Below are 12,520 nucleotides of genomic sequence, written 5' to 3' on the forward strand. Positions count from 1 at the left end.
TCATCTATAAAATTCAGCTGATATCAATTTTTTTTATAAAAATAGCCCCTATTTGTAACTGCTAAACTATAATCAACAGTTTCTGCTAAATAAGATTGAACATTTTTTACCAAAATATTCCTCAGCTGAGATATGATAGATTTACTATCGTTTGTTATAGCTGGAGGGTAAGAAAGGTGGAAAAGTTACTATTGTTTGTGGAAATACATCAATTAAAGAAACAGGGATTTAAAGTAGCAGCCATTGCAAAAAAATTAGAGATTTCTAGAAACACCGTTTATAAATACTTAGATATGAATCTAGAAGAAGCATCAGATTGGATTACATCTCTAGGAAGTAGGAGGAAAAAGTTAGACCAGTATCACGATGATATTCTAAGCTGGTTGAAGGAACATCCTGATCTCTCCTCTGCACAAGTGGAGGATTGGTTAAAAGAGCATTACCCAACATTGGATGTTGGAGGTAGTACCGTTCGCTTGTATGTTAGTCAGTTAAGAGATATCTATCATATACCTAAAGTTGTACGTATTCGATCACATGAGGCTGTAGAGGAATTACCAAAGGGCCAACAAGTTCAAGTAGATTGGGGAGAAATTACTGTTAAAAATTCAGAAAAGAAAGATATTAAGTTATACTTTATCACCTTTGTCCTCTCTCATTCTCGTTATAAGTATGTGGAATGGTTAGATCGTCCTTTTACAACGAGGGATACGATAAGATGCCACGAAAAAGCGTTTCAGTTTTTTGGAGGAATGCCGGAGGAAATTGTTTATGACCAAGACCATCTCATAACTGTAAGTGAGAATGCAGGTGACATTATTTTAACCAGTGAATTTCAGGCATACAAACAAGATCGAGGATTTCGAATTTACTTATGTAGAAAGGCAGATCCCCAGAGCAAAGGTTATGTTAAGACTTCCGTTATGTAAAGATTGACCCCCAAACATGGTGTTAACAACGAAAGCCTTAACATTATTTCTTTACATAATTATCTGCGATTGAAACTCTTAAGCCAGTCTTTCAGATTTGAATCATTATCCCAAATGGCTTCTTCTGAAGGCACGATTTCCTTGCTTGCTGCCTCGATGGCTAGTCTTTTATGCATTGCATCCGCCCTTGCATACATTTCTGTCGTTTTCACGCTTACATGTCCAAGTAAATCTCGGATATAAATTAAATCCACACCCGATTCGACTAACCCCATAGCGGTTGTGTGTCGCATTTTATGCGGACTGAAGTCTGCAGAAATCATATCTGGGGCAATTCTTCGTGCCATTTTTGTATATTTTCCTACGATATAATTAATTCCTTGTCTAGTGAAAGGTTCATTCATGTGATTTTTAAACAGCCATTCACCTAGTTTCTCTGGTTTGTCGTATCTTTTTTGAACTAGATATTTATGAATAAAAGGGATTGTATTGCGCATTAGCGGTACATATCTACTTTTTTGCCCTTTCCCGTGAACCAATAGTGTGAAGGGCTCCTGTAACGACAGATCTTTTATCCGGATTTTTATTAATTCACTGACACGGATTCCAGTTGTATACAGAAGGGATAAAATAAGGTAATCCCGCAACCCATTCTGCCGACTTAAATCTACTTGTTCGATTAATAACGCTACGCCATCAGTTTTAAGATAAGAAATTTCCTTTTGTGGTGCCTTCTTGACCGGTATGCCAAGAATTTTTTGGTATTCATCTAAGTGTTCAGGAAATTCGTACATAAGGAAGCGAATGAAGCTGTTTAGGGCTGCCTGCCTTTGGTTTCTAGTCGATATTCCGTTTGATCGTGTTACCTGAAGCCAGTTCAGGTAATCAACCACATTATTGCGAGTAAGGTCAGATACATCTACCTTATCGGCAGAAATTCGATGTTCATCCTGCATATATGTTAGGAAAAGGATAAAGGAATATCTGTACGAATCAATCGTCTGAGGGGTGCTTCCACAATTGTTCGGAAGGTAACCCGTAAAATATTTGTTCAAATATAAGGCGAAATTGGTTTTTTTCATAACGTGGTTCCCTCCCAAAACACTCTATCTAGTTTTGATTTAAACTTTTCCTCGATATATGGATAAATACCCATGGTTAGCCTGATATAACGTTCTGTTGCAAATATTGTTTTATGCCCCAAATATGTGGACAGGATTGGAAGAGCGACATACATATCCATGCCAGCATCAACCATCTTCTTGAATGAATATACGGCCATGGTATGCCTCCAGTCGTGGATTCTAGGCCCCTTCCCTCCCCCAAGATAGGGAATTCCAGCCTGCCGGAGGAATAACCTGTGCGCCTCATATATGGCATCCCCACTCATTCTACCTCCGGTGGAAGTGGTGAAAATATAGTCTTTGTCATCCAGCAAGTAAAAGCACTTTTCCGCAAATTGTTTCACGAGCACCCTTAGGTCTTCCCCCAATACGATATAGCGCTCGCAATCATTTTTGGTTTCAAACAGCTTGACAATCCCATTCTCCAAATCCACATCCTGTTTTCGTATCCCCAGAGTCTCATTGATTCTTGTACCGCAACAATACAACAGGCGGAATAAGACAGGGTATTGGATTGCGGCCTTTCGGTTTCGGGAAGATTCGTAGGTATCCACTGCGTGGAAATACCTTCTTATTTCATCCTCGGTATAAATATAGGGTTGGAATTCCGTCGGTTTAAATTTGATATCCTTGGTAACATATACATTGTAGCCCTTCTGAAAGAGGAACATAAGAAAATGCTTGACTCCATTAATCCGAGAATAATGTGTAGTTGTGGCTTCAGCATCTTTTTTTTGTAGCCACCTTGCCGCATCTTCTGTAGTGAATATAGGTTCTTTAATCCCTAGTCGGATGCAGAAACTGTCAAAATGACGTAGATGGGTACAAAAACTAATAGCCTTATAGCCCGAAGCCACTTTATATTCAAGATAGGCATTCATTTCATCGGCAAATACAGAGTGGAATACTGGTGTGTTCATTCATTGCACCTCCCATCTAAAATGTGCTGAATGCAGTTCGGGCATGGGAAGGGGGCATTGCTTCAGTTTCTTTACATCGACGGCTAGATAAATTTTGGTTGTTTCTGTATTTTGATGCCCCATGACGGTACTAATGACGGGCATGGATACGTTTCTTTTTAGCATGTTGGTCGCAAGACTATGCCGCAAGGAATGGGCACCATGCTTCTTTGCCTTCCAATTTTTAATGTTCGCCTTGCCCATATACTTTGAAACAATGGAGTGGACGGTCGGTGGGGAAAGCGGCTGTCCTTTTTTGACAGTATCAGCGGCTACAATAATTTCTTCAGCGTTCGTTTTCGGGCGACCATGCTTTAGATAATCGATGATGGCATTTCCGACTGATGAAAGAAGAGGGTATTCTACCGGTATATCAGTCTTGCTTTGGTTAAAACTAATGACATTATTATCCCAGTCAATCTGAGTGAACCGGAAGCTTACGATATCCTTTGTACGCCAGCCATATTCCGCAGCTAAAAGTAAAATAAGGTAATCCCTTTTTCCGATCGAAGATGAACGCTCCACGGAAGCAATCACGCTGCTTATTTCTTGTTCTTCGTATGTTGTGGGGATTTTACAATGTTTTTTATAATTATCAGCGAGAACAAAAATGGAACAGTCCTTTTTTGTCAGTCCGTTATCGTAAGCATGTCGTAGAAAAATCCGTAAAGTTGATCCGCTGTTATGCCTTGAGGCAGGGGAGTAATCCATAGATTTGAAAAAGTTTTCTACTATGTCTACATTCAATTCTTCCAGGACCAATGAACGCCCGTTGAGGAACATATGAAATTCATACAAATACTGTTTCTTATTTCTTATCGTTTCATCGGATAGATGCAGGACGTTACTAGCATATGAAAGATATGATTCTATGATTTTACCAATTTCACCATCAAAAATTCGTTCAACACGAGGGGTGCGGAATTCAAAATCTCCATCTTTTTGGTAAGAAATCAACATTCGCACTGCCCTGAGTCTTACCCGATCCTTTTTGTTTACAATTTTCGTTAGGATATGATCCCCAAAAACCTCATCACAGTATGCAAAGCCGATAGACTCGGAGAAATCCGTGTGTTGATGTTCTTTCATCCATTGTTGTAGCCTATCCCATTCCGTTTTGATTTTCAGGTAATGCATACCGCCGTATTCACGGCTAATTAATTCATCTTGGCACAAGGAAACGAGCTTTTTAAAATCCATAACCAAACCTCCTAAAATGTTTGGTTACTTCGTAACACAGATGATTTATTATGTAAAGAAATAGGCATTAAGTATAGGGATATCCTTGAAAAGAAGCCTATTTCTTTACATAACAAAAATCTTAACATAACCCTTGCTACGGGGATCAAAAGGAGCTGTGTGCGTTAAGGTAATTCCCAATTGTGCGCATGCATATTGAAGTGTTTCAGATCGATAGATCTTACCATTGTCCGTATAGATGATAGTGGGCTTTCCTCTACGTATTAAAGCTTCTTTTGTTACTATTCTTAAACCATCGAATTTTTCCGTTGAAAAAAATTGTGCATATGGAACGATTCTAGAACAGTCATCGATATATGCTATAAGAAAGGTTTTCTTTCTTTTTCCGTCCATTGGCACATAAGGACCATGAGATAAATCCCCCTGCCAAAGGACATTTACCTTTTCATGAGCGAATCTTTTTCTTTCAGGAATGGCTAAAATTTGTTTTCCTGATAGGTTGTGTTTTTTCAATAATCGATTTATAGTAGAGTAAGATATTTGCTTTTGTTGAATCTCTCCACGCTTGATTAGTTGTTCGTAGAAAACACTAACAGGCATGTGGGGAGATTTTCTTCTTATTTCTAAAATATGATCCTGATCATCAGGAGACAGTCTTCTGGAGTTTCCTCGATCTCCTCGTTTCTTTGGTTTTAATGCTTCAAAACCATTTCTCCGATAATGAAGTAACCATTCTTTGATTGTTTTTTCGGCAATCTTTCGCTCTCCATAATAAGGCATAGAATGAATTTTTCCATCTAGTCCTTGAAAATACTCCTTTGAATCTACTTGCCCATTTAAAAGAGGGGCAATCAGGCCATACCGAAATAAAGCCACTTGTTCACGTTCTTTTTCAGTCATGGAATTTCCTCCTTTTGATTAGAAGGACAACCGGTTATCCATATATCCATTCTACTTTTTTCGATATTTTCTGACTATGAAAAAGGTATGTGGGGAGGCTATTATTTTTTATTGTCACCAAATATGGTAGAATTAATTTGCCATAAAGTATTTTGATAAGTGACCCCAGGACCTTCGCAAGAAGGTTGATTCGCCAAAATCGAGGATCATTTTCAAGTATTTTATGGTTTCTTTATTTTTATCTGGGGACATCCCCCCTTTGAAACCAATATCAATAAAGAAACTGTGTATCCACTGTAATTTTCTACTGAAGCGAATTAGATAAAACCTTAATAATTGTCGACTGCCGTTAGATTTTTTCTTCTCTATAAATTGTTTGATCCGGTTTAAAACCGTTTGAATGGTATGTTGAAAATAAGAGATCAAAAGGTCTGGGAGAATGGAAAAACTCACTCTACACCCGAGACATTTTAGCCGACATATAGGAATCCTTAAAGTTCTATCCTCCGAGATTCCATACCTCCAATAATAGCCATTTCTTTCAAGGTTCCCTTGGGATACACACTTACAATTTGGACAAGTATTGAATGTTGGAAATGCATTCGATTTCCCCCTTGCCGCATATTCCTCCAAACTTATTCCGAAATCATGAGAAATGATCATAAAAAAACTCCTCCCTTTGAATATGCAAAAAATTTAGCATATTACTTAGGAGAAGTATAGATAGTAGTCTGTAAGAATTTGAAAAATATAACTGCAATTTAGAGGAATTAATGTGACAGTTTACAACAATGTCATAAAATATAAATCTAATCGTTATTCTCTACCCTTGGGGACTTATCGTCCAAGGGGAGAGAATACGGTATATATAGAAATTCAAGAGCAAGAACTTGTGATAAGAAGAGAAACGCAGGGAGAAGTCTTAGCAAGACATCCCCTATGCCATGGAAAAGGGGAATTAATTAAAAACAGACAGCATACAAGGGATCGTTCAAAGGGAATTCAAGCTTATAAGGAAACCTTGATTCGTCAGTTTAAAGATCAGGAAAAGGCAGAAAGATTTATATATGAGATAGGAAGCCGTTATCAGAGATATATACGTGATCAGCTTCAAGTCATTCAAAGCACCATTAACCATTATCGAATAGTAGTAGACGAATCCTTAGCTGTTTGTATAAAGGACCAGTTATGGAGTGCAAATGACCTTCGGGATGTGGCACAACATTTAACCCGGTTAAAAGAAGCAAAAGCCCCGAATCCTTCCTCGATTCAAGGAACAAAAAATAGTCATATCAACACCGCATTAAAAGCCACAGCAGCAACAAGGGAAATGGACGACTATATCAAGATACTAGGTGGTGTTTTACAATGACTCAAACGGTACATAACTTACAGGAGTATTTTCGCCAAGTGAGAATGACGGAAACAGCAAATGAATTACCTGTGATACTTCGTAACGCAGAAAAAATGTCCTGGACCTATCAAGAGTTCCTGCAGGAACTTCTTATGTACGAGCTAAAGCGACGTGACGAAAAAAACATAGAAAGAAGATTAAAGTGGGCCAAGTTCCCTTATCATAAGAAATTGGATGAATTTCATATTGAAGAACAACGATCGTTAAGTACTCGTCAACTTAACCAATTAAGGGAACTGAATTGGTTAGATCAACAATATAATTTAATTTTATTAGGACCTCAAGGTGCTGGAAAAACCCATATTTCCATTGGACTAGGAATAGAGGCCATTCAAAAGGGTTATAAAGTTACCTTTTCAACCATGGGTGAACTAGTACATCTCTTAAAAACCGAAGAATATATAAAAAAGTCTCAAAGCCAGCTTAAAAGAATTAGGGAATCAGATTTAGTTATTATTGATGATTTAATGTATATGGCTATTGATCAACGGGAGGCTAATTTGTTCTTTCATCTAGTAAATCATTTATATGAGCGTAGTTCTATTATATTAACCTCTAATAAAGGACCTGAAGAATGGGGTGAATTGATGGGAGACCAAGGAATTACCATGGCTATTTTGGATCGGATACTTCACCGAGTTGAAGTCATACAACTTAATGAAAATGACAGCTACAGGCTTAAACACCGGACTGCTATTTTTGAAAATGAATCTGTTTAAATCGAAACAAAACTAGAAATTGGAGGATGAAAGAGATTGAATACATTGACCGTACAAGAGACAACTAATCTTATGCATTCATATGGAATCAAATGTGATAGGGCTAACGTAGAGCAATGGCTCGATGAAGGGAAACTTAAAGGAAAGATAAGTAAAGAGACTTATATGATTGAAGAAGAAGATGTTTATAACTTCCTAGACTTCTATAGGTGGGAAGGAACAGCCTATGAAAGAGGAATTGACGATAAGACAAAGATTAGCAGATTATTAGATGAAATTAAATATTTAAAACAGCAAGTAGATGAATTAGAAGAGGAAAATACAAAACTTATGAGTCAACTCGATATTTTACCTTATTAAAATAAACAGGATACCTCCCCATCCTATCGCCAAGATGGGGAAATCTAAACAAAAGTGTTCAAAGTTAATTAGCAAAAAGTGTTCAAAACTACTTGACGGTTACACTATTTTTAATAGAGACCATTATAACTATAAAAGTCAGCTATATATTTTTGATGCTTTATATCATAAGAATAGAAATTATCGGACTTTCCAAAATTGATAACAGAAATAAAATACAACTCTATTTAATTTTGAAGAAAAATATACAGTGGTTTCTTAATAGTATTACTGTTCTACGAGGAACGTTTTCCTTTTTATAGTATATTTGTTTTCTTTATAATCATAAAAAAAACCATATCTTATCAATAATATTTGCATATCTTTTTGAGAAAATCCTTCTTATAGAAATTAAAAAGGAGAATTTACTAAAATGGATATAAAAAAACTATTAATATTTATATGGATCCTTTCTATTGTCTTTTTTATTATTCTGTATTATATAAAATATTCTTAGTTTTAACATACCATAGGGATTACAATAGAAACTCCTAATCCCTACCCAATCATTCCTTTATTCTCCTATAGATGATAAATTGTAACTATTTATAAAATATTTTTAAGTTTGATATATTCTTCTGTTGATATTTGTCCTGATGCATATCTTAAATCTAGTACTCTTCTTGCTCCATTGGTATCTGGACTTTGTCGAAACTGAAACTTGTTAAGTACTTTTTGTAGTTCTCCAGTTTTATAAAGATAAAAGCCAATAGCTAAAATGAGTAATAAAACCACTTTTTACCTCCTCCAGACATTTTTATATGTTATATCATACGTAGGCTAAGAATAACCGGCCTACGTATCTGTTTCTAGTAAATACTTGAAACTATTTATTAGAAATTACTACTTTGTGATGCACCACCTGTTCCATGCATACTTTTATACATTTCTTCTAGTTCCTTATTATCTAAGTTCGGATGCATTTTGCTCATTAATGGCTTCATTTGTCCAAAGTTAATATTTCCATCTTCCATGAATTTTTTCATCTCATCTAAGTCTACTCCCTGTTCTTCCATGTAATTTTGCATATCGTCCAAATTTCCAGTTCCCATCATATTTGCCATTTGATCATAATCAATTCCTAGTTCTTGCATCATTGAAGCCTGATTAACAGGAGTATCTTTAGCAGATGCTATATATAAGCCAGTTCCTCCCGTTACAATAAATGCTGCAGCCAAAGCTCCAATTAATATAGTCTTTTTCATCATCATACACTCCTTATTTATAATAGATTGTTAAATTTTTAAATTTACATCCGTCTTTATAGTAGATATTTCTTGATTTGTTCGAACTCTTCTACCGTAATTTCTCCACTGGCAAGTCTTGATTTTGCTATTTCAAACGCTTCTAAATTATGTGCAGGCTGTACCGCCATCATATTTCCATTTCCAGTATTTTTGTGGTTATATGCCAAATAAAGAAGTACCCCTATAACCAAAATGACTATGATCATCATGAATGACCCACCTCCCATTCCAAATCCTCCAAAATATCCAGGTCCCATCATTACTATTTCCTCCTTGTATTATTATCTACACTCTTAACATACCTTCAAAAGATGAAGAAAATATGAAGCTTTTTAAATGATTTATTTCATTTTCTCCATAAAATCTCCTTATTTTCTTAGTATGATTTTAAAAAAAGATTAGGAGTGATTTTAATGGAATGGTTATTATTGTTGCTTTGCCCACTTATGATGATTTTCATGATGAAAGGTATGGGTGGTCATGGGCACAAGCAACATGGTCACGATTCACACTCTTCGGAAGTGTTGGATAAAAAAATGTCAAACCTAGAATTAGAAAATGAAAAGCTGCGAAAAGAAATCGACTCTCTTTCAGCCATGGTGAAAAAGGAGTCATAAATCAAAAATCCGTTGCCCATAGAAAGACAGAGTATTTTTGGATTTCTTAGCACATGGAAGTAGCCATAATTATTATTTGGTTCAGACGGTGAAAAGGTTATGCAAAATATCGATATGCAGAAAAGGATACAGGAATCCTATGATGGATCATTGTATCCTTTTCTGCATATCTACTTTTATTAAACAACAATATACTAATTATATTTGTCCCTATTTTTCCTTATAATTAAATATATCAATAAGATGATTCCTATGATAATAAGTAAAATCCAAAATATTTGACTAAACCAGAATGACATATGATTAACCATCATATGCCGCCCCATCATCATCCCCATTGGTCCGGGCGTAAACCAAATCATTTTTAGTACAAAAAGTAAAAAAATAATCCCGATTAGTATGAAGAAGCTCAATATGATTATTGGCCATAGCCGTTTCATTTTCTCACCCTTATTCCACTTTATATCCAATACCCCAAACGGTTTTAATTGACAATTTATCAATACCTGAAGCTTTTAGCTTTAGCCGTAAATTCTTAACGTGCACATCTACCGTTCTATCTTCCCCCATAAACTCAAGCCCCCAAATATGTTCCACTAGTTGTTCTCTTGATAATGCTTTTCCCCTATGTCTAATAAAAATTTCTAAAAGATCAAACTCAGTTGGAGTCAGATTAAGCTTTTGATTTTCATAAGTAACTTCTCTAGCTGTAAGATTTAAAATAACTCCTTCATATTTTAATACTTCATGTTGATCCATATTTTCCTCTTGATTATGGGCTCTACGCAGCAGAGCATTTACCCGTGCTAATAATTCTGCTTCATCAAATGGTTTTACTAAATAATCATCAGCACCACTAGACAAGCCAGTGACCTTATCTTGGATCGATCCCTTAGCAGTTAACATAATAATTGGAATATTTGATATTTTTCTTACTTCCTCAAGCGTCCTCCAACCATCCATAATGGGCATCATAACATCTAAGATCATTAGATCATAATCATCTTTTTTCACTTTTTCAAAAGCATCCTGTCCGTTGTCAGATTCATCTACTTGATAATTATCCTGAAGTAAATAAATTCGCAATAACTGTCTCATTTCAAATTCATCATCTACAATTAATATTTTCTTCATCGGTTTCTCCTAGATTTATTTTCTTGATCAATGGTTAAAAATATCGTGAAAATGGATCCTTCGTTTTCTGTACTTTTTACGGTAATAGTTCCACCATGGGATTCGATGATTTGTTTAACCACATATAATCCTAATCCGGATCCCCCTGTTTTTCTTGTACGGGAAGAATCAACCCGATAAAAACGTTCCCAAATTCTTGGTAGATTATTTTGAGGTATACCTATTCCAGTGTCTTTTATTTCTATTCCAATCAAATCTCTTTTAGAAAAGGAACGAACTGAAATCCCTCCAATATTTGTATACTTAATTCCATTCTCTATAAGGTTATAAAACACTTGTTCCATTCTTCGGATATCTACATAAAGAAGAGGTAAATCCTCTTCCAATTCACCCCATAACTCCAATCCTTTTTTCTCTGCAACGGGCTTCAGATTGGAAATAATTTTTTCCATTATGTCATTGATCGAGGTCCATTCTTTCGTTAATTCAAACTTTCCTGTCTGCAGTTTGCTCATCTCAAATAAATCATTTACTAAAAAAGAAAGCCTATTTGTCTCTTTGTTAATAATTTGCAAGTATTCTTCCTGTTCTTCTCTATTTTTTATGATACCTTTACTTAACACATCACTATACCCTTTAATATAGGTTAATGGCGTTCGAATTTCATGTGATACAGCCGCCAAAAAGTCATTTCTACTTTCTTCATAATATTGGAGTTGTTCTCCCAAGGTTTGAATGGAATTTCCAAGTTGAGCAATTTCATCCCTACCATGAATAGGTACTTTTTGCTTATACTTTCCTTCAGCCATTTTGAGGGTTGCCTCTTTCATTGTTAAAAGAGGCTTAGTAAATACCCGCGATAAAATTCCAATGAGTCCAAATGCAACTAACATTATCCCTAAACTTGAAATAAAGCTTAATAAACTCATGACAAAAATAATTTCCTTAATAATAGAGGAAGGGTAGTACATATATACATATCCTTGATTTTCACCAACAGGAGAAACGGAGACAATATACTCATGGTTTTTCCAATCATTCTCTATAACCTGTCCTGTACTGATTGGTTTGTCCAAAAAAATATGATCAATTATATCTTCATCAAGTTCAATAGATGAAGATATAATTTGATATTGATTATTGGTAATTAGAATTTTAGTAGATACTCCCTGCTCCATTTGAATGGCATGATTAATTGTAGATTTAGTAAATTGTTTCTCTAAATTTTGCGCATGGTTATTACCTTTTGCTACTAAATCCTGTTCGATATAATCAGTAAAAAAATTAGTAAAAACACCATATAAAATAAATCCCAATATTAAAAGCAACGAAAGAAATATGGTACTAAACCATAAACCAAGTTTGAAGGAAATACTTTTAATCTTCACTTTAAACGATTACTCCTTCGAATATCTATTTGAGTAGTCTTAAAATAGGTATTAATTTTTTCATTATTCTTCCAGATAAAGATGTAGTTATAATTTACTTAATTATAAAAGAAGAAAATGGAGAAAATATGAAGTTTACACATCATATTCAAATAAAAACGAATAAGAGAACCTTTATGATCAAACATTTCTATTTCTGTTCTTTTAATATACTAACTCAAAACAAGCTTTACAATTTTTTTAGAACTATAAGACGCAAAAAGTCTCATTAGAATAAAAACTCATTTTTTCTGCAATGTTTCTACAAACTTTTTTTGTATAATTTCTTTAATATAAGTTTCTCAAAATGGAGGTGAAGTATATGAAAAAGATATTAATTCCTGAATTATTCATAGAAAATCATTAATTGGTTACAATCGTTATTCCAATAAGCTTTTTTGTTAAATGTTAATTCACTTGATAAATGAAAAAAGAATCCATTTCTGATAAG

At 34.9% G+C, this 12,520-nt stretch carries 12 protein-coding genes and 2 pseudogenes; 5 read left to right on the forward strand and 9 right to left on the reverse strand.

The features are described 5' to 3' along the window. Positions 1–176: 176 nt before the first annotated feature. A pseudogene (locus ACTQ5K_RS15755) lies at positions 177–923 on the forward strand (IS21/IS408/IS1162 family transposase); the annotation flags it as partial. A gap of 65 nt (positions 924–988) precedes the next feature. On the opposite strand, the gene ACTQ5K_RS15760 reads toward ACTQ5K_RS15755, so the two are convergent. The 4 genes and pseudogenes from ACTQ5K_RS15760 to ACTQ5K_RS15775 all read right to left on the reverse strand — a co-directional run. Next, positions 989–2,011 carry a tyrosine-type recombinase/integrase gene (locus ACTQ5K_RS15760; RefSeq protein ID WP_031538427.1) on the reverse strand — a complete coding sequence of 341 codons (1,023 nt, stop codon included), beginning with the start codon at positions 2,009–2,011 and terminating at the stop codon, positions 989–991. After that, positions 2,008–2,973, reverse strand: coding sequence for a tyrosine-type recombinase/integrase (locus ACTQ5K_RS15765; RefSeq protein WP_031538425.1), 966 nt, complete (start codon positions 2,971–2,973; stop codon positions 2,008–2,010). The genes ACTQ5K_RS15760 and ACTQ5K_RS15765 overlap by 4 nt, the downstream gene beginning before the upstream one ends. Then, positions 2,974–4,212, reverse strand: a complete 1,239-nt coding sequence (locus ACTQ5K_RS15770) for a tyrosine-type recombinase/integrase (RefSeq protein ID WP_197030893.1) — start codon at positions 4,210–4,212, stop codon at positions 2,974–2,976. A gap of 114 nt (positions 4,213–4,326) precedes the next feature. Further along, a pseudogene (locus ACTQ5K_RS15775) lies at positions 4,327–5,112 on the reverse strand (helix-turn-helix domain-containing protein); the annotation flags it as partial. A 775-nt stretch (positions 5,113–5,887) separates the two neighbouring features. Between ACTQ5K_RS15775 and ACTQ5K_RS15780 the strand changes: the two are divergent. The 3 genes from ACTQ5K_RS15780 to ACTQ5K_RS15790 are packed head-to-tail and all read left to right on the forward strand — an operon-like array spanning position 5,888 to position 7,605. Beyond that, positions 5,888–6,484 (forward strand): hypothetical protein, encoded by a 597-nt coding sequence (locus ACTQ5K_RS15780; protein ID WP_231512569.1) that lies wholly within the window; start codon positions 5,888–5,890, stop codon positions 6,482–6,484. Continuing rightward, positions 6,481–7,245: an IS21-like element helper ATPase IstB gene (gene istB / locus ACTQ5K_RS15785; RefSeq protein ID WP_031538415.1), complete on the forward strand. Its 765-nt coding sequence runs from the start codon at positions 6,481–6,483 to the stop codon at positions 7,243–7,245. The genes ACTQ5K_RS15780 and istB overlap by 4 nt, the downstream gene beginning before the upstream one ends. A 36-nt stretch (positions 7,246–7,281) precedes the next feature. Next, positions 7,282–7,605 carry a hypothetical protein gene (locus ACTQ5K_RS15790; RefSeq protein ID WP_031538414.1) on the forward strand — a complete coding sequence of 108 codons (324 nt, stop codon included), beginning with the start codon at positions 7,282–7,284 and terminating at the stop codon, positions 7,603–7,605. A gap of 585 nt (positions 7,606–8,190) precedes the next feature. Here ACTQ5K_RS15790 and ACTQ5K_RS15795 read toward each other — a convergent pair. From ACTQ5K_RS15795 to ACTQ5K_RS15805, 3 genes are all read right to left on the reverse strand, one after another. Continuing rightward, on the reverse strand, positions 8,191–8,379 hold the full coding sequence (locus ACTQ5K_RS15795; RefSeq protein WP_031538412.1) for a hypothetical protein: 189 nt from the start codon (positions 8,377–8,379) through the stop codon (positions 8,191–8,193). 98 nt (positions 8,380–8,477) lie between these two features. Further along, positions 8,478–8,849 (reverse strand): hypothetical protein, encoded by a 372-nt coding sequence (locus ACTQ5K_RS15800; RefSeq protein ID WP_035416550.1) that lies wholly within the window; start codon positions 8,847–8,849, stop codon positions 8,478–8,480. Between the two features lie 56 nt (positions 8,850–8,905). Continuing rightward, positions 8,906–9,151 carry an SHOCT domain-containing protein gene (locus ACTQ5K_RS15805; protein WP_031538410.1) on the reverse strand — a complete coding sequence of 82 codons (246 nt, stop codon included), beginning with the start codon at positions 9,149–9,151 and terminating at the stop codon, positions 8,906–8,908. Between the two features lie 153 nt (positions 9,152–9,304). On the opposite strand from ACTQ5K_RS15805, the gene ACTQ5K_RS15810 reads away from it, so the two are divergent. Beyond that, positions 9,305–9,508, forward strand: a complete 204-nt coding sequence (locus ACTQ5K_RS15810) for a DUF2933 domain-containing protein (RefSeq protein WP_031538409.1) — start codon at positions 9,305–9,307, stop codon at positions 9,506–9,508. Between the two features lie 450 nt (positions 9,509–9,958). Here ACTQ5K_RS15810 and ACTQ5K_RS15815 read toward each other — a convergent pair whose 3' ends face one another. Together ACTQ5K_RS15815 and ACTQ5K_RS15820 are read right to left on the reverse strand one after the other, a co-directional pair. Then, on the reverse strand, positions 9,959–10,642 hold the full coding sequence (locus tag ACTQ5K_RS15815; protein ID WP_031538405.1) for a response regulator transcription factor: 684 nt from the start codon (positions 10,640–10,642) through the stop codon (positions 9,959–9,961). Beyond that, positions 10,639–12,030 carry a sensor histidine kinase gene (locus tag ACTQ5K_RS15820; protein WP_231512568.1) on the reverse strand — a complete coding sequence of 464 codons (1,392 nt, stop codon included), beginning with the start codon at positions 12,028–12,030 and terminating at the stop codon, positions 10,639–10,641. Before ACTQ5K_RS15820 ends, ACTQ5K_RS15815 begins: the two co-directional genes overlap by 4 nt. Between the last annotated feature and the right edge of the window lie 490 nt (positions 12,031–12,520).

The sequence above is a fragment of the Niallia sp. Sow4_A1 genome (genome assembly GCF_052116745.1).
Taxonomy (GTDB): Bacteria; Bacillota; Bacilli; order Bacillales; family Cytobacillaceae; genus Niallia; species Niallia hominis.